Source organism: Shewanella sp. FDAARGOS_354, assembly GCF_002209245.2.
Taxonomy (GTDB): Bacteria; Pseudomonadota; Gammaproteobacteria; order Enterobacterales; family Shewanellaceae; genus Shewanella; species Shewanella xiamenensis.
In genome coordinates this window covers 2474635-2494557 of the sequence record NZ_CP022089.2, presented here as the reverse complement: position 1 = coordinate 2494557, position 19923 = coordinate 2474635, and the positions used below count along the sequence as shown (strand labels likewise).

At 46.5% G+C, this 19923-nt stretch carries 23 protein-coding genes; 15 read left to right on the top strand and 8 right to left on the bottom strand.

The features are described from left to right. Positions 1-46: 46 nt before the first annotated feature. From CEQ32_RS11330 to CEQ32_RS11290, 9 genes are all read left to right on the top strand, one after another. On the top strand, positions 47-322 hold the full coding sequence (locus CEQ32_RS11330) for a hypothetical protein (RefSeq protein ID WP_037428407.1): 276 nt from the start codon (positions 47-49) through the stop codon (positions 320-322). 108 nt (positions 323-430) lie between these two features. Next, positions 431-1171, top strand: coding sequence for an ABC transporter ATP-binding protein (locus CEQ32_RS11325; protein WP_023269017.1), 741 nt, complete (start codon positions 431-433; stop codon positions 1169-1171). 8 nt (positions 1172-1179) lie between these two features. Then, complete coding sequence (locus tag CEQ32_RS11320; RefSeq protein ID WP_037428404.1) at positions 1180-2484, top strand: ABC transporter permease; 1305 nt, start codon at positions 1180-1182, stop codon at positions 2482-2484. A gap of 11 nt (positions 2485-2495) precedes the next feature. Next, complete coding sequence (locus tag CEQ32_RS11315) at positions 2496-3695, top strand: ABC transporter permease (RefSeq protein ID WP_037421576.1); 1200 nt, start codon at positions 2496-2498, stop codon at positions 3693-3695. 97 nt (positions 3696-3792) lie between these two features. Beyond that, on the top strand, positions 3793-5229 hold the full coding sequence (locus tag CEQ32_RS11310; protein WP_037428402.1) for a sigma-54-dependent transcriptional regulator: 1437 nt from the start codon (positions 3793-3795) through the stop codon (positions 5227-5229). A 40-nt stretch (positions 5230-5269) separates the two neighbouring features. Beyond that, positions 5270-6925 (top strand): sensor histidine kinase, encoded by a 1656-nt coding sequence (locus CEQ32_RS11305; protein ID WP_037428400.1) that lies wholly within the window; start codon positions 5270-5272, stop codon positions 6923-6925. A 252-nt stretch (positions 6926-7177) separates the two neighbouring features. Next, positions 7178-7588 (top strand): curli production assembly/transport protein CsgE, encoded by a 411-nt coding sequence (locus tag CEQ32_RS11300; protein WP_037421568.1) that lies wholly within the window; start codon positions 7178-7180, stop codon positions 7586-7588. Between the two features lie 10 nt (positions 7589-7598). Next, positions 7599-7994 carry a curli assembly protein CsgF gene (locus tag CEQ32_RS11295; RefSeq protein ID WP_037421565.1) on the top strand — a complete coding sequence of 132 codons (396 nt, stop codon included), beginning with the start codon at positions 7599-7601 and terminating at the stop codon, positions 7992-7994. Continuing rightward, positions 7994-8800: a CsgG/HfaB family protein gene (locus tag CEQ32_RS11290; RefSeq protein WP_037421563.1), complete on the top strand. Its 807-nt coding sequence runs from the start codon at positions 7994-7996 to the stop codon at positions 8798-8800. The genes CEQ32_RS11295 and CEQ32_RS11290 overlap by 1 nt, the downstream gene beginning before the upstream one ends. An 88-nt stretch (positions 8801-8888) precedes the next feature. On the opposite strand, the gene CEQ32_RS11285 is transcribed toward CEQ32_RS11290, so the two are convergent. Both CEQ32_RS11285 and CEQ32_RS11280 read right to left on the bottom strand, forming a co-directional pair. Then, positions 8889-9497 (bottom strand): TetR/AcrR family transcriptional regulator, encoded by a 609-nt coding sequence (locus CEQ32_RS11285; protein WP_037421559.1) that lies wholly within the window; start codon positions 9495-9497, stop codon positions 8889-8891. Between the two features lie 22 nt (positions 9498-9519). Beyond that, on the bottom strand, positions 9520-10944 hold the full coding sequence (locus tag CEQ32_RS11280; protein ID WP_037421556.1) for a coniferyl aldehyde dehydrogenase: 1425 nt from the start codon (positions 10942-10944) through the stop codon (positions 9520-9522). A gap of 196 nt (positions 10945-11140) precedes the next feature. Here CEQ32_RS11280 and CEQ32_RS11275 point away from each other — a divergent pair, with 196 nt between their 5' ends. From CEQ32_RS11275 to CEQ32_RS11265, 3 genes are all read left to right on the top strand, one after another. Next, positions 11141-11539 (top strand): STAS/SEC14 domain-containing protein, encoded by a 399-nt coding sequence (locus tag CEQ32_RS11275; protein WP_037421553.1) that lies wholly within the window; start codon positions 11141-11143, stop codon positions 11537-11539. A 19-nt stretch (positions 11540-11558) separates the two neighbouring features. Then, on the top strand, positions 11559-11990 hold the full coding sequence (locus tag CEQ32_RS11270; RefSeq protein WP_047538365.1) for a universal stress protein: 432 nt from the start codon (positions 11559-11561) through the stop codon (positions 11988-11990). 172 nt (positions 11991-12162) lie between these two features. After that, positions 12163-12600, top strand: coding sequence for a universal stress protein (locus tag CEQ32_RS11265; RefSeq protein ID WP_088586037.1), 438 nt, complete (start codon positions 12163-12165; stop codon positions 12598-12600). Between the two features lie 5 nt (positions 12601-12605). Here the strand turns inward: CEQ32_RS11265 and CEQ32_RS11260 are convergent, their stop codons facing one another. Both CEQ32_RS11260 and CEQ32_RS11255 read right to left on the bottom strand, forming a co-directional pair. Further along, entirely contained in the window at positions 12606-13427 is an 822-nt protein-coding gene (locus CEQ32_RS11260; RefSeq protein WP_226871918.1) for a substrate-binding periplasmic protein, read from the bottom strand. A gap of 166 nt (positions 13428-13593) precedes the next feature. Next, positions 13594-14145 (bottom strand): DUF924 family protein, encoded by a 552-nt coding sequence (locus tag CEQ32_RS11255; protein ID WP_037431586.1) that lies wholly within the window; start codon positions 14143-14145, stop codon positions 13594-13596. A 198-nt stretch (positions 14146-14343) separates the two neighbouring features. Here CEQ32_RS11255 and CEQ32_RS11250 point away from each other — a divergent pair, with 198 nt between their 5' ends. From CEQ32_RS11250 to CEQ32_RS11240, 3 genes are all read left to right on the top strand, one after another. Then, positions 14344-14676 (top strand): winged helix-turn-helix domain-containing protein, encoded by a 333-nt coding sequence (locus tag CEQ32_RS11250; RefSeq protein WP_088586035.1) that lies wholly within the window; start codon positions 14344-14346, stop codon positions 14674-14676. Next, the gene (locus tag CEQ32_RS11245) at positions 14673-16142 is read left to right on the top strand and encodes an NAD(P)/FAD-dependent oxidoreductase (RefSeq protein ID WP_122040762.1); all 1470 of its coding nucleotides are present in this window, start codon (positions 14673-14675) and stop codon (positions 16140-16142) included. The genes CEQ32_RS11250 and CEQ32_RS11245 overlap by 4 nt, the downstream gene beginning before the upstream one ends. 113 nt (positions 16143-16255) lie before the next feature. Next, a complete protein-coding gene (locus CEQ32_RS11240) occupies positions 16256-16624 on the top strand; it encodes a hypothetical protein (RefSeq protein WP_088586034.1) in 369 nt (122 codons plus the stop codon). Here the strand turns inward: CEQ32_RS11240 and CEQ32_RS11235 are convergent. From CEQ32_RS11235 to CEQ32_RS11220, 4 genes are all read right to left on the bottom strand, one after another. Further along, positions 16621-16962, bottom strand: a complete 342-nt coding sequence (locus CEQ32_RS11235) for a DUF2956 domain-containing protein (protein ID WP_011073471.1) — start codon at positions 16960-16962, stop codon at positions 16621-16623. The two genes, CEQ32_RS11240 and CEQ32_RS11235, sit on opposite strands and share 4 nt — an antisense overlap. An 86-nt stretch (positions 16963-17048) precedes the next feature. Beyond that, positions 17049-17867, bottom strand: a complete 819-nt coding sequence (locus CEQ32_RS11230; RefSeq protein ID WP_088586033.1) for a heme ABC transporter ATP-binding protein — start codon at positions 17865-17867, stop codon at positions 17049-17051. Positions 17868-17878: 11 nt separating this feature from the next. Then, a complete protein-coding gene (locus CEQ32_RS11225; RefSeq protein WP_037427112.1) occupies positions 17879-18895 on the bottom strand; it encodes a FecCD family ABC transporter permease in 1017 nt (338 codons plus the stop codon). A gap of 2 nt (positions 18896-18897) precedes the next feature. Beyond that, positions 18898-19851 carry a hemin ABC transporter substrate-binding protein gene (locus tag CEQ32_RS11220; RefSeq protein ID WP_088586032.1) on the bottom strand — a complete coding sequence of 318 codons (954 nt, stop codon included), beginning with the start codon at positions 19849-19851 and terminating at the stop codon, positions 18898-18900. Positions 19852-19923 lie beyond the last annotated feature (72 nt).

Genomic DNA, 19923 nt, shown 5'->3' with positions numbered 1-19923 from the left:
TGCCGTGGTTGAAAATACTGCGGCGATAAGTAAATAGGAGCCAATAATGAGTCATAAAAATGTTGATATCAGTGTGTTGATGTCCTCCAAGCTGTTTGGCGTATTCGCTTTGGCCTTGTTAGTTGTGGCGGTAGAGCTGGGGATTGGAGAAGCTAATAGTTGGTTTTTCCTTGGCTTAAATATTTTGGAATGGACCAATCCCTTAGACGAAATGCGCCAGATTGGTGATGTCTCGATGGAAAGTGTGAGCTTGATATTCTCTTGCCTAAATGGGCTGTTCGGTAAGTTGAGTGAGTTCATTATGGGTGCTTTTCTGGGCTGATAAGCGGTTGCCTCTGCTTCGTCTGTTACATGCTCAAGTTACATTGAAGTCCCGCGCGTTTTATTAGCCGTTTACGCGCAAAGATAAAAATTAATTAAGGAAATTAAAATGTTATCAATGAAGAATATCAGTAAAGTTTTTAAAACGGACTTAGTAGAAACCCACGCACTGCGGGATTTCAACCTTGAGGTAAACGAGGGTGAGTTTGTGGCGGTCACAGGCCCTTCGGGTTCAGGCAAAACCACCTTCTTAAATATCGCTGGCTTGCTCGAAGGCTTCACCCATGGGGATTATTTTTTAGATGGGATTAATGTCTCCAACCTCAGTGATAACAAGAGTGCCGCCGTACGCAATGAGAAGATTGGCTTTATCTTCCAAGGTTTTAACTTGATCCCCGATCTTAACCTCGCGGAAAACATTGAAGTGCCGCTGCGCTACCGTGGTTTTAGTGCCAAGGAGCGTAAACGCCGTGTGGAGCAAGCATTAGAGCAAGTGGGCTTAGGTGCGCGGATGAAGCATTTGCCGACTCAATTATCCGGCGGTCAACAGCAAAGGGTAGCGATTGCCCGTGCTTTAGCGGGGGAACCCCGTTTTCTGCTCGCCGACGAACCTACGGGTAACCTCGACAGCTTAATGGCCCGCCAAGTGATGGAATTATTAGAGAATATTAACCAATCTGGCACCACCATCATCATGGTGACCCACGATCCTGAACTGGCCCGCCGTGCCCAGCGCAATATTCAAATTGTCGATGGTCAAGTCTGCGACTTTACCATGTATCAACCCAATGCGGCCCGCAGTGCAAGCCATAGCAGTGTCGATAAATTGGTTGCTAACGCCCAAGGCTAGGAGCGGTTATGTTCTTCTATTACTTAGATTTAGCTTGGCGTAGCATCAAAAAAACGCCCATGTTGTCGGCATTGATGATCATGGCGATTTCTATCGGCATTGGCATCACCATCACCACTCTTAACATCTACAAAATGATGTCCACTAACCCTGCGGGGGAGAAGTCCAGCCAGTTGTTTGCGGTACAGCTGTGGAGCCAAGGGCCAGATGCCTGGGATCGCTTCGATCAACAGATCACCTATCAAGACGGGATGAACTTACTTAAGAGTGATATTCCGAGCCTGCAAACCCCCATGTTTCGCACTGGCGGCGCGGTGCAAACCGAAGATCCCGCTTTTTTACCCGTGCTGCAATCTCGGGTTAGGGTAACCAATAACGACTTTTTCCCACTGTTTGGCCTCGAGTTTCAATACGGTCAGGCGTGGGATGACAGCGTCGATAAAGATGCTCGCTACGAAGTGGTGCTCACCGATGAGCTGAATAAGACGCTGTTTGCGGGCCAAAATAGTGTCGGCAAGACGATTTATTTTAATGCTAAGCCCTATCAGGTGGTTGGCGTGCTTAAGCCTTGGGCGCCGAGTCCAAACTATTATGACCTTAACAACGGCGCCTTTGGTAATGTGGATACCTTGTTTGTGCCCTACAGCTTAGCGCCGATTGAGGAATATGGCAGTTGGGGAAATACCAATGGCTGGAACTATGAGAGCATCAACAACTACGCGCAGCGTTTAACCTCCGAAAAGCATTGGACACAATTTTGGGTGCAACTCGATACGCCTGAACAAGTTGCTGAGTACCGTCAGTGGGTTCGCCAATATATTGAACAACAAAAGAAATTAGGTCGCTTTAGCTCACCTAAGGCCGATGTGCAATTGTCCGATATTGACCAATGGCTAGCCATTAATAAAGTGGTGCCAGAGGATAACAAGGTGCTGGTGGGCCTCAGTGCACTCTTCCTCATTGTTTGCTTAGTCAATATGTTAGGGTTGTTGCTGTCTAAGTTTTTACGCCGAGCTCCCGAAATTGGCGTGCGCCGCGCCATCGGCGCCAGCCAAGGGCAGATCTTTGCCCAACATATGGTGGAAGTGTCTTTGATGGGACTATTCGGTGGCTTACTCGGCTTGGCTTGGGCTTGGGGCTCACTTGCGTTGCTCACAAAGAAGTTTCAACTTGAGGCTTCGATTACTCATCTCGACGCCAGCATGTGGCTCATTGCGCCTGTTATTGCCATTTTTGCAGCGATTGTGGCGGGTATTTATCCTGCGTGGCGTGTGTGTACCACTAACCCAAGTGTTTATCTTAAGAGCCAATAATCGGGGGCAATATGTTACATATCAAACCTATTCTCAGCAGTTTATTACGCAGTAAAAGCGGCCCCTTACTACTGTTATTACAGATTATTTTGTCTGTGGCTATCGTCGCTAATGCCAGCTTTATTATCGCCGAACGATTAAATTTAATGGCGCGTGAGTCGGGGATTGTTGAAAGTGAAGTCTTTGATTTCAGCATTTATCATTTTGATAAATCGACAGATTTAGTAGCGCAGGATAAACGAGATTTAGAGATCATTCGTGCGATCCCTGGCGTTATCGATGTTGCACCTACCTCTATGGCTCCCCTGAGCGGCGGCGGTTGGTCGAGTAACTTTACCCTAGGGCCTGAGGAGCGCGCTAAATCTACGCCCAATACCGGCATGTATATGAGTGATGAGCATTTTATCGACTCCTTAGGGCTGAAGTTAGTCGAGGGACGTAACTTCTATCCCCAGGAAATCACCACAGAGTTGCTGGAAGATGGGGGCAAGATGATAGTCACTAAAGCCTTTGTCGATAAGGTGTGGCCGAATGAATCAGCGCTTGGCAAGAGCGTATATATGGGCACACAGCACTTTGTGGTGATTGGAGTGCTGGAGCGCTTACAAACGGCATGGGTTGATAATAGTAACCTTGAGTTTAGTTCTGTGTTGTCGGTGAATTATCCCGCTGACTATAAACGTTATTTAGTAAGAGCTAAGCCAGCTGATATTGAGCGCTTAAAAGAGGTCATCCCCGAAGCCCTGCATAAAGAATATCCTAGCCGGGTAGTCGAAGGCTTTACAACCATGAGCGAGCGCCGTATCGAGGCATATCGTGACCATGAATTAATGGCAACCGTACTAACCATGATGGTGGTATTGCTGTTGTTGATTACCTCACTTGGGGTGACAGGGATGGTGATGTTTAATATCCAGCGTCGCACCAAGCAGATTGGCACTCGCCGCGCGTTAGGTGCTAAAAAGCGCGATATTATCAGCTACTTCTTAGTGGAAAACTATCTGCTATGTCTGTTAGGTGGCACTTTGGGTGTGCTGTTAGCGATTCAGTTAGGCCAGCAATTGATGAGCCTGTATAGCTTACCTATGCTGGCGCTTTCCTATCCATTATTCACCGTTGTTGGATTATTTGTGGTGACCACCCTTGCGGTGTACTTACCTGCACGCAAGGCTGCCAAGATATCTCCGGCGACAGCGACGCGTACTGTGTAACATAAGCTGAGCGGCATAAAGTGCGATAACAGTAGGATGTTATTGCACTTTTTGTTACTTTAAGGTTAATAGTTTTACTCGGGATATACTTTGCCACATGGACACAATTCTGATTGTCGACGATAACCACGCCATCTGCCAGGCCTTAGGCTTAATGCTGGAGATCAATGGTTATCAGGTGTTAACTTGCCATACACCAGATGATGCCCTTGGTCTGATCGCGACCCATGATATTGATCTTGTTATCCAAGATATGAACTTCACCCGCGATACCACCTCTGGGGAAGAAGGGCGGCAGTTGTTTTATGCATTGCGTGATAGGCAGCCGGATTTGCCGATCATTTTAATGACGGCTTGGACGCAGCTCGAAACCGCTGTTGAGTTGGTTAAAGCCGGCGCCGCTGATTACATGGGCAAACCGTGGGATGATGCTAAGTTACTAAACAGCATTACGAATTTAATTGCTCTCTATAAGCTTGCACGTACAAATCATCGGCTCGAGCGAGTTAATTCACAACGCCAAGTCGCGATTGCCGATGCGGATCTGTGCGGGATTGTTTTTGGTAGTGGTGCGATGCAGCGTTGTATTGACTTAGCCTTACAACTGGCACGCTCCGATGTATCTGTATTGATCACAGGCCCTAACGGTGCCGGTAAAGATAAGCTTGCCGATATTATCCATGCTAATTCTCCCTTAAAAAACAAACCCTTTATTAAGGTGAATGTGGGGGCTTTGCCAATGGAGTTGCTCGAAGCCGAACTCTTTGGTGCTGAGGCGGGGGCGTTTACGGGGGCTAATAAGGCGCGCATTGGTCGCTTTGAAGCGGCCGATGGCGGCACGCTGTTTTTGGATGAAATTGGTAATTTACCGCTCTCGGGCCAAGTGAAATTATTGCGGGTATTACAAACCGGGGAGTTTGAACGTTTAGGTAGCCATAAAACCTTAAAAGTGAAGGTGAGGGTGATCAGTGCGACCAATGCCGATCTTGCCCAAGATATTGCCGAGGGACGTTTCCGTGAGGACTTATTCTATCGCTTAAATGTGATTGAACTGGCCTTACCGCCACTGAATCAGCGTATTGACGATATTTTGCCCTTAGTGAAACATTTTGTCGGTGAGGGTTTTAGTTTGAGTAAACCCGCCCAACAGGCGCTATTACAGCATCGTTGGCCGGGGAATGTGCGCGAGCTAGAAAATGCCTGTAAACGTGCGGCGCTATTGGCGCAAAGTCGAGTGTTAACGGAAGCTGATTTTGGTTTACCGCCAGTCAATGCTAACAACACTCACACGATAAATACGATGACGTTTGGGCGAACCATAACCGAAGTTGCCCCGATTGAATCACAGATAAAAGTTGCCAATCAAGACGTGTCCGCTCAACTGGATTCGAGCGACGCTATGGATGTTAGCCGTGAGCAGATTGAAATGGCCTTAAGACAGCACAAGGGCGTGATTGCACGAGTAGCTAAATCCCTTGGCCTAAGTAGGCAAGCCCTGTATCGCCGCATGGATAAGTTTGGTCTAGAAAAATAGTCATAGCATGATAAACATTGAGTCTTAGGTGGAGTTTTAGGTGCAACTGCGAACAAAATTAATCATTTATTCAACTGTTTGTTGCGCCTTAGGTGTGCTATTGACCCTAGGTGCTGTGAGCTATCGCCCCTCTATCTCGTCAGTTGAAGTCCCAGCTCCCATCAAGCTCCCCGCAATTAATATACCGCCCATCGACGTAGATAAGCTTCAAGAAAACGTCGAAGCGGCAATTAAAAATAACGAGAAATTACAACAAACGTTGTCATTACAGGAGCGTTTAAGGGCCGAGCAGATTAAGCATGAGCTGCAAAAGTTAGAGCAGCTCAAGCAAGAACAATTGCAAATTAAGCTTTTTAAACTCGAGCAGCTTAAAGACGGGCTTTTTAGTCCTTCTGCCCATCCTGATGTGCCGCCCACGGCCCCGCCAGCAGAACCTATCTCACTGCCTAAGTTGACGTTAGCGCAAGGGACAGATCAAGGGCTACCAATCACCGAATGGTTATTCATATTATTGTTTACCTGTGGTATTTGCGCCTTAGGTTTGGCTTGGTTTACCCGCCATTTAGCTCGTAGCCTCAATGCCTTAGAGGTTGGCTTACTCAACTTTAACGATAATGACTTTAGCGTCAGCATTCCGGCAAATGGTGAGGGCCAGCTTAAGGCATTGGCTGAGTTATTTAATGATTCGGCAGCTAAGCTGCGCCAGGAGCGGCAGTATATTTATCAGCGCGAATTGCTGCTGGATAAAGTGATTCAAAGCTCACCTAACGTGATGCTGCTGTTTAACGATCACCAAAAACTCATGTATGCCAACGATGCGGCGCGGCATCTTTTCCATATCAAAGGCAAAATGGAAGGCTTGAGCCTCGACGAACTGCTGCAAGACTTACCCGATGCCCTTGCCTTGGCCCTTAAGCAAGAAAAGAGCGGCCTGTTTACCATGGGTGAGGATGATACTGAGACTTGGTATCTGAGTCGCGGCCAATTTTTGCTGAATAACCAACAGCATAATTTAATCTTGCTTAAGCAGATGACCCGAGAGCTTAATCGTCAGGAAGTGGCGGTGTGGAAGAAGGTGATCCGTATTATCAGCCATGAGCTAAATAATTCTGTCGCGCCCATTGCTTCAATGGTGAACTCGGGGCGTTTACTCACGAAAGATCTCGATAATCCAAAGCTTAAACTGATATTCGACACTATAGAGAGTCGCACGAATCACTTAAGTCAGTTTATTTTCAATTATGCTCGCTTTGCTAAACTGCCTTTACCGCAGCGACGTCAAGTCGCGTGGCAGCAGCTTATCGAACATTTAACCCAGCATTATCCTTTTACCTTAGCCAATGAATTACCCGCTGAAATGGGCTATTTCGATCAAGGGCAAATGGAGCAAGTTCTGCTAAACCTGCTGAAAAATGCCCATGAATCAGGTTCCGATCCCGATGAGGTCATGCTTACCATTCGCTTTCAAACGCTGGTTGATGGCGCTGGCTTTATTATCAAGATAGAGGACCGTGGTAGTGGCATGTCGGAGGAAGTGTTAGAGCAAGCCCTGTTGCCTTTTTACTCAACCAAGCAATCGGGTACTGGCTTAGGCTTACCACTTTGCCGCGAAATCATTGAGGCCCATGAAGGCAGCATTAGTATGCATAATCGCACCGATGGCGGGCTGTCAGTACAACTCTGGTTACCGCAATAATCTGCGTTTGATAGTGTATCAAGAGTTTTCATTGCTCATTCTAATGTATTACCCAAATGGGCTATTTTGCGGTTTTTACCTTAGCTTTTTGGGCTAATTTAGGTCTCAGTCTAATGACTAGCATTCTTCAATCCTGTTAACCTTCTTTTAATAAAAATAAGCGTGAAATGTTACATGCACAACATGGCAAAGTGTGCATTTTACGCTATCGCTGTATCTGAAGGTTTGAGCATTGTAGGTAAGGAGGGACCTGTGAAATCGTTAATTCAGCGGTTGTTGTTCAGTATTTTGTGTCCATTCTTGTTTATAAGCGCTCCTGGCGCGTTAGCCGATGATGATATTGAAATCAGTGGGCTTGTGATAGATAGAACCTTAACGCGTTTTGGTAAGGATTTTGGGTTTTACTATTCAAGTTATTGGCGCGAATTGCCGTTTACTCAAGGGTTTAACGTGACCTTGTATGAGACGGTGTTTCCGCAGGCCGGAACCGTTTTAACCTTAGAAGTGAATGGAACTCGTATTTATACCACGCACTTTGGTCGTCGGGCGAACCCGATTAAGGAGAGCGCAGAGCAGGCTATTTTGTTGACGATTGATTACTTAGCTCAAGTCAGGGCTAATGCGATTACGGGTGATTTTTCAGGAACATCAGACGATTTGTAGGATAACAATAATGACATTCAGGACGTTACTTTCTCTTGCTGTGTTTTGCATAGCTCACACCAGCCAAGCAACCGAATTAATCTATACCCCCGTCAACCCAAGCTTTGGGGGCAATCCTGCGAATGGCTCCTTTTTACTCAATAAAGCGCAGGCTCAAAACGATAATAAAGCCAGCTCGACCGAGAAGGACTTTGTTACCCGTTTTAAGGAGTCATTGGAACGTAACATCATTAACTCCATCACCCGCGGCGTTGCTGATGGTGAGATCAAAGATGGGGTGTACGATACTGGCGATTTTCGTATCGAAGTCGCCTCTACTGGCACCGGAGTGATGTTAACCATCACTAACATCGAAACTGGCGAAGTGACGGTGATTGAAATGCCAACTTTTGGAGGCGGAAACTAATGGCACGTTCCATCTTTATCGCTTCTATGCTGCTGAGTATGTCCGCCTGTAGCTTGATCCCCAAGCCTGACTTAAATATTACTCCTGCTCAAGTTAATCCAATGAGTGAGGTGATGAAGGAGCTACAGAGTCAGCCTGGGCCAAAATTTCCGATCCCAGTTGCGGTATATTCATTCCGAGACCAAACCGGGCAATATAAACCTCAAGCTAACGTCAGCTCATTTTCAACTGCGGTCACTCAAGGGGCAACATCGATGCTGATGCAAACCTTGATTGACTCTAAATGGTTTACGCCCGTTGAGCGTGAAGGCCTGCAAAATTTATTAACTGAGCGCAAGATCAGTAATAAGCAAAATGGCTCAAAGGGCGATGATATCCCCGTGTTATCGACGGCGAGATTGCTACTAGAAGGTGGCATTATCAGTTACGAGACCAACACCAGTACAGGCGGTACAGGGGTTGAATATTACGGTATCGGCGCCTCGGAAATGTACCGTGAGGATTTAGTCACTATCTATCTGCGTGCTGTCGATGTACACACGGGCAAAGTGATGATGTCTGTATCTACGAGTAAAAGGGTACTTTCGCAGGAAATGCGTGCAGGCCTGTTCCGTTATACCAGTTTGAATCGTTTGGCCGAAGCCGAAGTCGGTTTTACCACCAATGAACCTGTGCAGTTTTGTGTACTACAAGCCATTGAGTTAGCAGTCGCTGAGCTTATCGAAAAGGGTGTAAAACAAGGTTATTGGAGTGCTTCGCAGTTGTCGCAACCTATAGAAAAACAACCTGAATTAAGCCAAAGCTGATTATACTAATCGTATTAAATATCTGTTCATTCAGTTAAACATCGCCACAATCGAGCCAGATATAAGTCTGGCTCGATTGCTTTTAGGTTTAGTCGGCCCGTAACGCCTTCCAAAACAGCGCAAAGCTGGCATCACGATAATGTTTATCTCTGCCCAATTCGGGGTTATCTATAAAAAATCGTGTGGCTGCTAAGTATTGTCCGTGGCAATTTTCAAGCATTAATTCAATGGGATAGTGGGCAATTAATCCCATTAGCTGCCCTTTTTTTATCAACTGGGCGATAAACCCTAAGATGCTATTCATTGCTTGTTCGCGGATAGAAGCCGCAATCATAGGTGACATTGAATATTGCTGAAAAAATAATTGCTTGATTGGATTATCAATCGACCAGTCAATCGCGCTCTGCCAGAGGATTTCTGCATGCTCTTTAAGATCGCTCCCTTCTTTGATATTTAACAATAATGCATTAGCAAACTCTTGTTTAATTGTGAGAAACAGGCTTTCCATCAACACTTCTTTGGTTGGGAAATGATGAAACAGTGTGCCTGTCGCTACGCCAGCCTGCTTGGCAATTGAAGCGGTCGAGGTGGCATGAAAGCCTTGGCTGACAAATAACGATAAGGCGGTATCGAGTATCGCCTGACGTTTATCTGTCATGGGCTTAGTATCTGTATCTGTTGGTAATAAGCTCGACATAACCACTCCTAAGCGGCCCGTATTAGCGTAAAAACAGCTTCATCAACATACGTTGGATAAAAGTGCCATAGGGTGGATGGACAAATTTACCCGTGTTAAAGCGCCCACGGCTTAGCACGGTTTTGGCGTGGCTAAAGGTGAGGAACCCTTCTTTACCATGATAATGCCCCATACCAGATGGGCCTATGCCGCCAAAGGGCGCATCATCGGCTGCTACATGGAATACCGTTTCATTGATACAAACACCGCCAGAGTGAGTTTGCTTGAGGATTTTTTGTTGGCTCGCTTCATCAAAACTCATCACATAGAGCGCTAAGGGTCTGGCGCGACGGTTTACGTAGCTAATGGCTTCATCTAAAGAGTCGTAACCGATAACGGGTAATAGCGGCCCAAAGATTTCCTCTTGCATCAATAGCATATCTTCAGTGGTATTAGTAATCAGCTGAGTGGCGAGTTTACGATTCTGGCTGTCTATTGCTTCATTTGAGGCAGAGATAATCTTGGCACCTTTGGTTTTGGCATCCTCAAGTACAGCCAATAAACGATCAAATTGGCGGGCATTAATAATGCTGCCGTAGTCCTTATTTTGGGCAATTGCGCCGTACATGGCTTGGAATTTTGCTTGATAGGCTTGAATAAAATCGCTCACTTTAGCGTTAGGGCAAAGCACATAATCAGGCGCTACACAGATTTGTCCAGCATTCAAACACTTACCATAAATCATTCGTTCTACCGCTATCTCTAGTGGCATATCGGGGGCGATAATTACTGGCGATTTACCTCCGAGTTCAAGGGTAACGGGGGTGAGATTATTGGCCGCGGCGCGCATCACATGGCGGCCAACCGTGGTTGAGCCAGTAAATAGGAGATGATCGAAGGGCAGTGCTGAAAACTGCGCCGCGACATCAGCTTCACCTTCGACAACGGCAACATGGGATTCATCAAATACTTCGGCGAGCAACTGTTTGATAACGCTATTGGTTGCTGGAGTAAATTCCGAAAGTTTGAGCATGGCATGGTTGCCCGCAGCAATCGCCGTGACTAATGGCCCAATGGAGAGCATGACGGGGAAGTTCCAAGGCACGATTATCCCAATAACGCCTAGTGGCTGATAATGCACTTTGACTTGGGCGGGGGCGAGTAAGATGCCCGCATGGCGGCGGCTTGGCTTGAGCCATTTTTTGAGGTTTTTCAAACTGTAATTGATGTTATTGACCACAGGCATAATGTCGGAAATCAGACTGTCGTCGACCGAACGATGGCCATAGTCCTGTGATAACGCCTCGACGAGCGGCTGCTGGAATTTTAGCAAGGCGGCTTTAAGGCGGATTAAGCGTTCTTTACGGATCGCATAATCAGGATTAGGTGCGGCTAAGTAACTTGCACGCTGATGTTGGAGTAACTCGGTTAACGGCGAAATTTTTGCTGGGTCTGTTGCCATGTTCATCGTGATCCCTTCAGTGCAAGTCTTAATAAAATAAAGCCGTTTGTTGCTCAATACACAAACCGACTGATTAGTCGGTTTATCCTAGCGGTTAGCGTGATTTTGCGCAAGCATACTGATGCATTTATGAGCAAGATCACGGCCTGATAGAGACTTAGCTTTTACACTTAACAGGACATTTGTTAGACAAGGAGTATGTATGACTTTGTTAAAGCATGGAATTTCAGTTGGGATCGAGCGTTATGGTGATGATGACTTTTTTGTTGCCTTTAAAGCTATTGGTACCTTAACTCATCAAGATTATGAGGTGATGGTACCCGTGCTCGAAGCCGCGTTAGCTGGGGTGAAAGATCCCGATATTTATGCCTTAGTCGATGTGACTGAGCTTGAAGGTTGGGAACTTCAAGCCGCTTGGGATGATCTAAAACTAGGGGTTAAGCATGTTCGCCACTTTGAACGGATTGCTATTGTCGGTAAAACGACTCTACAGGAAGTGATGGCAAAGCTGGCAAACTGGTTTACTCCGGCCGAGGTTAAGTTTTTTGTCGACAAACTGGATGCCATTACTTGGCTCAAAGATGAGCTTCACGATGACTAGCCATTAAGGAGAACAGATTATGCGTTCAGGTCAAATACTCTGGCCCACAGATTTTTCGGAAACTGCGGCCCATGCGTTACGTTATGCTATTGAAATGGCAAATCTATACCATGTAGGGCTAAAGATTTTACACGTTGTTGAGCAACCTATTGGTGATGAAAACTTTATGATTTTAGCGATTACCCCTGAGGAGCTCGCTAAAAGCATGGAGGAGGCCGCAGCAACTAAAATGCAGGCGTTACTCGAGGGACTCAAGACCGAATTACCGATTACAACACTTATTCGCCGAGGCGATCCCGTCGATCAAATCCTCGAGGAGGCGAATGGTAAGGATGTGGGTATGGTGGTTATTGCTAGCCATGGACGAACCGGAATTTCGCACTTTTTACATACGAATGTTGCCGAAGCTGTTGCCAATGGCGCGGCATGCCCTGTATTGGTCGTGAAATAGTCTGTATTGGGTAGATTACAGGGCGCTAAGGCGCCCTTTGTTTTTGATTGCTAAAGCATAATTAATTTTACGGCCTAGCTGCTTGTCCCGAGTTACTGCGATAAAATACAGATTATAAGCAATGCCATTTGCCCTAATATTGGGCACAACAACCTAAGTGATGGATAAAATTATGCGTACTCAAGAAGTGTTATGCCCTACGGATTTTTCGGCAACTGCCGCCCATGCGCTTAATTATGCGGTTGAAATGGCTAATCTATATCACGTAGATATCCGTTTGCTGCATGTCGTCAGCCCTGCAAGAAGTGCCCATTGTTATGGTATTGCGGTAGATACTCCCGCGACACTTGAGCAACAGTTGGCCGAGTTTGTGGAGACAAAAATGCAGAGTCTACAGCTGCAAATGCAGCAGGGATTAGCGGCTGGACTAAAGATTAAATGTATTGTTCGTCATGGTGATGCGAGCGAAGAGATTTTAGCTGAGTCAGCCGATGCGGGTATGATTGTGATTGCAAGCCATGGCAGCAGCGGCTTAGTGGATTTTTTAAAGCACCATGTGAGTCAAGATGTTGTTAGATTGGCGAAATGCCCAGTATTAGTAGTTAAGTAGTTAACTTATAAAGGATCTTGCTTGAGTTTTGATTGATCCACAATGGTATTTGAGGCTTCAGCTTCATTCTCTAGGGACATGAGTTGCCGATATTTTTCTTGTAAGGCGATCAGTGTCCCATCTTCGGTAATTTGTTTTAACCCAAGGTTAAAGTCGTCACGGATTTGCTCGCTTAAAAACGCAAATTTATACTCAGTCGGTGGAAAAATGCGATGACATACCGCCACCTGTTTACTCTCTACTTCGGTGAGTTTTCCCTCAATAAATGCCTGTCTAAGATAGTAAGTGAAAATGTTCTTATCCATAACCACGACATCAGCCCTGTGTTTCATCAGCATGTAAACCTGCTGTATTTGCCGAGCTTGTTCTTGGTAACTAGGATTAGCTTTAGTCATTTGAGTAAATTCATCACCTAAGAAGCTTGCTGCACGTTGAAAGGAAACGACTTTTTTATCCGTTAAGTCTTTAATACTATTAATCGAAAAGTTATTTTTCTCTAGGCTGATTGCGCAATTTTGATAACGAATCGCCACATTAGAGTAGAAAACGTTTTCGATCATGCCTTCTTTTACGTTGATTATGCCGTCAAGTTTGCCCTCTCTAAGTTCATGGAAAGTGCGTGCTAAAGGCAAATATTCAATATTGGCGGTATGCCCTTTGACTGCAAGTGCTTGATACAGCAAATCGAGTTCTAGCCCGCTATCAGATTCTTGGATGACATAGGGAGGAATGGAGAGGCTCACGCCAATTTTCAGTTCCGCCGCTTGGATTAATTGGGGATAAAATAATGCAATTACTGCTAGCAATGGGTAGCGAATACAGGTCATTCTAGAGACACAGGAAATATGGTTAGTTTGTTTCATTACGCACTGTTACCTTTCGCACCATTGGCCATCTCATGATGCCCAGAGTTGTCCCCTGACATATCATTGTAAGTGTAGTTTGTTAATCTACAGCCACAGTTATTTTTATCTGAATAAAGCTTGTTTATATTCAAAATGACGAGTCCGGCTGGCGTAAAAAAGCGATTTCTTCTGCTGTCGACTCTCTAGCTAATATTTTGTTTCTATGAGGATAACGACCGAATCTGTCGATAATAGCCTTGTGTTTTAGTTCAAATTCGAGATTAGCGATTGCAGCCTCTCGATTGAACAATTTTACAGCAACTTGATGGATGGCAGGGGATTCGCTATGCATAAAAGGCATAAACAAAAAGGGTACTTGTTTGGGAGAAAGCTCCTTATCAATTTGGAGTGCAACAGCCTCTTGGGCAAGGACCAGCGCAATGGTGTCGGCCTCAAACGCTGCTGGCGTGTCGCGATAGATATTTCGCGAGAATTGATCTAGTACGATGATTTCGGCTAAACGACCTTGAGGTGTCACGCGCCAATGCGCAAGCTCACCGCGCTTGGCTTGTTTTAATAGGTCTTCAAAGCGAGATTGGATTTGTGCATCAAATGTTGGGTCTTTTATCCACCAAGATTGAGGTGAAATTTCCTCAAACCAGAAATGTAGCACTTGCTGTGCGGTCATCATTTGGCCCATCGTTGGCTCTCCCATTGATTAATCTTTTTTACAAATAACAGTGATGGAGAGCTTATACAAGCAAATGCGAAAATGTATCTGCGGGAACAGATGTCAAACGGGTCAATTTGCTCGAATAATTTGAATGGAGGCTATTTCTTATTCACTGAATATCAAGTAGTTTTATATTCACTTGGTCAATATTTGGATTGATTTTTTATGCCCCTCGAATCTGCTACTCAGTCAATATCGAAACAACATAAGGCGTTTTTACGTAAGCTATATTTAGCGCATTTAATGGACGATGATCGGCATAACTTGTTATCACTCAATAAGTTGACTGGAATGCCGAGGCGAACGTTGCAGGATGCTATCGCCGCGTTTGAAGATATCGGTATTCGCGTCGAATTTGTGCAAGATGGCAGTCGAAACAATGCAGGTTATTATCGCATTTTGACCTGGGGACCAATTAGCAGTGCGTGGGTTGATACACATTTCGAGGAAATTGCCTCAATTATCGGTATCAGTCCATTAAGTGAATCCGTGGCGTGAAAGAGCGCGGATTTTGGTTTGATACTGAAGCTAAGTTAACTCAAAGGACTATGTTACCTGCGCTACAACATGATATTGCCGCAGACATCGCCATTATTGGCGCGGGCTATTCAGGACTATGGACGGCCTATTATCTTAAGCATTACCAGCCCAATTTATCCGTGGTGATTCTTGAGGCTGACACCATTGGCCAGGGCGCTTCGGGGCGAAATGGCGGTTGGTTGATGGGCGGTTTTAGTGGCGATGTAGCCTATCTTAATCAGCTTCAAGGTGAGTCGCGCTTAATGGCAAAAGCCTTGATCCAACAAACCATTGCTGAAGTTGCCGCGGTTTGCGCCCAGCATCATATCGACTGTGATTTACACCATGGCGGCAATTTACGGGTAGCCGCGCGTTATCCTGAGCAATTAGCCAATATTCAAGCCGAATTAGCACAGTGGCGCGCAGATGGCTTTGGTGAAGAAGATATTCGTTGGCTGGATAAGCCCGAGCTTGATAAGCAAGTGTGTATGGCCTACGGCCAAGCGGCACTTTATACCCCCCATTGTGCGCGAATACACCCAGCGAAACTCGTCTGTGGTTTGGCTGATCTGGTGCAAAGTTTAGGGGTGAAGATCTACGAGCATACCCCAGTAAATCACATGGTGTATCTCGGTGATGCGCAAACCCAATTACAGACGCCACAAGGAAATGTTCGTGCGGCGATTGTGGTGCCCGCCGTTGAAGGCTATCTTCGCCAATTGGGTGAATTGGGTCGATTCACCTTGCCTGTTCAGAGTTTACTGATCGCCACTGAGCCGTTAACGGATGAAATGTGGCAGGACATTGGTTTAGCTAATCGCGCGACCTTTAGTGATGCTAGCCGCATCGTTACCTATGGTCAGCGAAGTCCTGATAACCGTTTGATATTTGGCGCCCGTGGCGGCTACGGATTTGGCGCTAAAGTGCGGACTGAATTTGGATTTAATCCCGAGTGCTTTAATGCCCAATCTTCCGCTAGCCATCGTCAATCGGCTTTTAAAGGGGAATTTGGCTTTCGCTATCAGCTATTGTTGGCGTTATTTCCGCAATTGGCGGATGTGCAAATTACTCATGGTTGGGGCGGTACCTTAGCCTTAGCACGGCAGTTTGCGCCCCACGCTATTTACGATAAAAATGTAGGATTGGGGCTTATTGGTGGTTACGGCGGCGAAGGTGTTGGGGCTGCCAATCTTTTTGCCCGCACGCTGGTGGACTTGATCTTAGCGCGTGATACGCCGCTTACTACTATGCCTTGGGCTTTTAATGCCCCGGTTCAGCAAGTATTAACGCCTTGGGAACCTGAACCTTTGCCGTGGCTAGCTTATCATGGCATGAACAAGATTTTTGCATGGGAAGATAGGCTTTACAGCCGTCCAAAGAGTGCAGCTTGGCAAAAAGGCTTAGCCAAGCGGCTCGCGAATAGATTAGAAGGCTTAATGAGTTAATCTACTTATAAACCAGAGAGTTAATCAGTAAACCAGAGTGTTAATCAGGCCATTACCGAGTCATTTTTATTCATATACGATTTATTCATACACGATAACTACTTGCTGATCCGATGATGTTAACCGAACAGTTTTTCCTACAGGGCCGCGTTAAGCTTGAGATTATTCCCCACGAAATGCGTATGTCCCATTGGGTGTACGCGCCCAGATTAACCGATATGAAAAGCGGGCAAGTGCTGCTCGATCTTATCGGCCAATGCTGGGATTGTCAGTCTGCTATTGAGCGGGATAACGCGCTTTGCCTAACTCTCGATGGCTACCCCGATAGAGCCAACTGGCTTGAGTTGGCCTTTTTGCCCGATACGGGGCGAGTCCAGCTAAGGGCTGGCAATATCGACACTAAGGCGCTAATTGCACAAGAGTTTCTACCACAGGAGCTGACTGGCTACTTTGATACGATACGCGCGAATCTCATCTGTTAAAGGAAGATATATGCCCCAAAACCCAGCCAGCTAAGGACTAACAGGGCGATGGCAGCCCAAGCAATGGGAGTAAATTGAGTCTGTGGTAGCGAAAAATCTTCGCCGTCATCCATCTCGCCAGCCGCGCTTACTTGTTGGTTTTTTGCCCTTAACTGTTGCTTTCTCTGTTTATCCCGCTCGCGAGCTTTGGCTTTTTGCAGTTTTTTATATTCGGCAATGCCCTTTTCAATCCCCTGGGCAATCAGTTTAGTTTGTTCTTTGGTTTGTCCTGGTTTTTGAGTAGCCTTCGCCATGGCTAAGGCATCTTGCTGGGTTTCGGTTGAGATAGTGGTTTTCATCTGTTCACACTGTGACTTTAGGTGTCTATTGCAGCGATTATACCCACAACTGCGCCGCTAAAGGCGCTAGTGAAGTCAATTTTGCATCAAAAAATCAATGGATAACCGCCCAGTGGTGCAGGAATAAACTCAGGTTCGTAATCCCATACTTGGCGAATTATATCAATCGATAATGCGTCGTTAGGTGTACCTTCACTGACGATTTCACCCTGTTTGAGGACGATAACTCTGTCGCTGTAACGGGCAGCCTGATTTAGGTCGTGCAATACCACAATCACAGTGTAGGCGTGCTTGTGGGCGAGATTTTTTGCTAGCGCTAATACTTTGTGTTGCTGCGCCAGATCCAGTGCTGAGGTTGGCTCATCTAACAGTAAAATCGGCGGGAAGGGGGATTGGCTTAACTGCGTTAACACCCTCGCCAGTTGCACCCTTTGTTTTTCTCCCCCAGAAAGCGTGGGGTAACTGCGCCGAGCTAAATGCAATACACCCACTTCGGCAAGCCATTTTGTGACTAACTGCTGGCCTTCTTTTTGACTCAAGGTTAAGGGATAAAGCCCCATTGCCACCACTTCATCCACGGTAAAGGGGAAGGTTAAGCTGGCATGTTGAGGCAGAACGGCGAGGGATTTTGCCAGTTCAGCCCTTGGCCAATCCACTAGTGGGCAGTGGCCAAGCTTGATGCTGCCTTGCGCAGTGGGGATCTCTTGGCACAGTGCCTTTAACAGTGTGGATTTGCCTGCCCCATTAGGCCCTAAAAGTGCGGTGACACTGCCCGGTTGAAATTGCACGCGAATGTTGTTCAACACCGCCTTATCGCCGATAGCGTAGCTGAGCCTATCCACGGTTAATTGGGTACGTTCAAAATGTTGTTTAGCGACGGGCGCAGCCGATAAGCTCATAGCCATGGAGTTCTCGCTTAGATTAATTTGCTGCGTTGTTGCAGGAGTAAAAAGATAAAGAATGGCGCACCGATAAGCGCTGTGACTAAGCCGACAGGTAATTCGGCGGGGGGTAAAAATGCCCGCGCACCTATGTCAGCTAAGGCTAAAAGCGCAGCGCCCAAGAGGGCGCTCATGGGTAAAAGTCGTTTATGATCTGGCCCCAAAATCATCCGCACTAAATGGGGAACCACTAGACCAATAAAACCGATAATCCCTGTTGCGGCCACACTCACGCCTACGCCTAATGCACAGAGTAGGATGAGTCTTAACTTAAGACGGTCGACATCAATCCCTAAATGTCTGGCTTCAGCTTCACCCAGTAGCAGGGCATTAAGTGCCATGGCATCACGCTGAAAACGCCAACTCAGCAACACTAATACCAGTAAACACAGGCCGACATATTGCCATTGAGCTCCCGCAATACTGCCCATTTGCCAAAGGGTTAAGTCACGTAATGCCATATCATTAGCGAGATAAGTCAGTACGCCTATGCCCGCTCCTGCTAGCGCTGCAATCGCCACGCCGGAAAGCAGCAATAACACCACAGATGTGCCTAAACCGTTACTCGCCAGACGATAAACGATCAGGGTTGTGGCTAACCCACAGAGAAAGGCGCCAAGGGAAATCATAAAAGATCCCACGTCGGGAAATAACACGATACAGATGGCCGCACCTAATGCGGCTCCCGATGACACCCCGATAATACCTGGGTCTGCCAGTGGATTACGGAATAATCCCTGCATCACAGCGCCACATTGAGCAAGAATTGCGCCTACCGTAAGGGCTAACAAGGTCCTGGGTAGACGCACGTTACTTACCACCAGTTGCTCATGGGGTGCAAGATTGCCAATGCTTTGCTGGGTTGCCCAATTAAATACCGCACTGAGGGAGTCCATAAGACTAATGCTTACAGGACCTACACTCACCGAGAGTATACTGCTCAGGATGAGGAGCATCATCATTGTGGGCCAAAGCCAGCGATACTGTAACATGGTTATTTTCCCGCCGTTTTACCTTGAGTGAGTAGGGTATCTGCAAGCGTTTCGGCAGCACCAATGGCGCTAATACCTAAACCTCCCAGTAAAGCTTGCGGGGCAAGGGTTTGGATATGACCATTTTGGCCTGCGGGAGTATGCGCTAGCAGCGGCATCTCCTTTAATAGAGCCTGGGTTGTTTGACTGTTGGTTTGCGAGTCAGTTTTTTCGCTGCGGTTAGACAGTAAAATCACATCCGGTTGTAAGGCGAGAATGCCCTCTTGGGACAATGTCTTGTAGCCTTCAAAGTCTGCAATATTCTTTGCGCCCGATAGCGCAATAATGGTATCGGCAGCGGTACCTTTGCCACCGACTCGGGCTCCTCGTCCTTCCTGTAATAACATAAAGAGGATTTTTGGCTGAGCATAATGTTGGCTGAGTTGTTGTTTTTGCTTATTTAACTTATCTAGCCTTTGATGCAACTCCTGCTTTAGCGGGGCCGCTTTGTCTGTTCGATTAAGCGATTGTGCTAGCGTATCGATATTGCTCATTAATTGTTGCTCATCGGCGCTTGAGGGTAATTGCACTACCTTGATATTGGCTTGTTTTAGTACGTTTAGGGTGGTTTCTGGGCCCATTACGTCGGACCCCACAACTAGTGTAGGGCTGAGTGCCATAATGCCTTCAGCGGAAAGCATGCGGTGGTAGCCCAGTTTAGCGACTGAGCTTAATTGCTCAGGCACATAGCTGGTGGCATCGACAGCCACTAACTCATCGGCCGCCCCTAACGCCAGCACTAACTCGGTGACACCCGCCCCCGCGCTCACCAACTTTATGTCCTGAGTTGCACTCCAAGCATTAAATGAAACGAGTGCTATGACTGCGGGGAGTAGACACAACCATTTATTGAATGCATTGCTATCGGTCGGTTGACTGAGTTTATTAAATCTATAACGCACAGCTTGAAACAACATGGGTAAACTCCTGATCCATCTAAAAGCAAGGTCGAGGTGTTATCAACCTTGCAGGGTAAACGGGTTAAAACA

Excerpts from the sequence above, each read along its gene's own strand:
- CEQ32_RS11230 (WP_088586033.1), bottom strand. The coding sequence starts at position 17,867 with ATGGCTATGAGCTTATCGGCTGCGCCCGTCGCTAAACAACATTTTGAA.
- CEQ32_RS11315 (WP_037421576.1), top strand. The coding sequence starts at position 2,496 with ATGTTACATATCAAACCTATTCTCAGCAGTTTATTACGCAGTAAAAGC.
- CEQ32_RS11290 (WP_037421563.1), top strand. The coding sequence starts at position 7,994 with ATGGCACGTTCCATCTTTATCGCTTCTATGCTGCTGAGTATGTCCGCC.
- CEQ32_RS11265 (WP_088586037.1), top strand. The coding sequence starts at position 12,163 with ATGCGTACTCAAGAAGTGTTATGCCCTACGGATTTTTCGGCAACTGCC.
- CEQ32_RS11275 (WP_037421553.1), top strand. The coding sequence starts at position 11,141 with ATGACTTTGTTAAAGCATGGAATTTCAGTTGGGATCGAGCGTTATGGT.
- CEQ32_RS11225 (WP_037427112.1), bottom strand. The coding sequence starts at position 18,895 with ATGTTACAGTATCGCTGGCTTTGGCCCACAATGATGATGCTCCTCATC.
- CEQ32_RS11235 (WP_011073471.1), bottom strand. The coding sequence starts at position 16,962 with ATGAAAACCACTATCTCAACCGAAACCCAGCAAGATGCCTTAGCCATG.
- CEQ32_RS11330 (WP_037428407.1), top strand. The coding sequence starts at position 47 with ATGAGTCATAAAAATGTTGATATCAGTGTGTTGATGTCCTCCAAGCTG.
- CEQ32_RS11250 (WP_088586035.1), top strand. The coding sequence starts at position 14,344 with ATGCCCCTCGAATCTGCTACTCAGTCAATATCGAAACAACATAAGGCG.
- CEQ32_RS11220 (WP_088586032.1), bottom strand. The coding sequence starts at position 19,851 with ATGTTGTTTCAAGCTGTGCGTTATAGATTTAATAAACTCAGTCAACCG.
- CEQ32_RS11310 (WP_037428402.1), top strand. The coding sequence starts at position 3,793 with ATGGACACAATTCTGATTGTCGACGATAACCACGCCATCTGCCAGGCC.
- CEQ32_RS11320 (WP_037428404.1), top strand. The coding sequence starts at position 1,180 with ATGTTCTTCTATTACTTAGATTTAGCTTGGCGTAGCATCAAAAAAACG.
- CEQ32_RS11325 (WP_023269017.1), top strand. The coding sequence starts at position 431 with ATGTTATCAATGAAGAATATCAGTAAAGTTTTTAAAACGGACTTAGTA.
- CEQ32_RS11270 (WP_047538365.1), top strand. The coding sequence starts at position 11,559 with ATGCGTTCAGGTCAAATACTCTGGCCCACAGATTTTTCGGAAACTGCG.
- CEQ32_RS11240 (WP_088586034.1), top strand. The coding sequence starts at position 16,256 with ATGATGTTAACCGAACAGTTTTTCCTACAGGGCCGCGTTAAGCTTGAG.
- CEQ32_RS11260 (WP_226871918.1), bottom strand. The coding sequence starts at position 13,427 with ATGACCTGTATTCGCTACCCATTGCTAGCAGTAATTGCATTATTTTAT.
- CEQ32_RS11280 (WP_037421556.1), bottom strand. The coding sequence starts at position 10,944 with ATGAACATGGCAACAGACCCAGCAAAAATTTCGCCGTTAACCGAGTTA.
- CEQ32_RS11295 (WP_037421565.1), top strand. The coding sequence starts at position 7,599 with ATGACATTCAGGACGTTACTTTCTCTTGCTGTGTTTTGCATAGCTCAC.
- CEQ32_RS11255 (WP_037431586.1), bottom strand. The coding sequence starts at position 14,145 with ATGGGCCAAATGATGACCGCACAGCAAGTGCTACATTTCTGGTTTGAG.
- CEQ32_RS11285 (WP_037421559.1), bottom strand. The coding sequence starts at position 9,497 with ATGTCGAGCTTATTACCAACAGATACAGATACTAAGCCCATGACAGAT.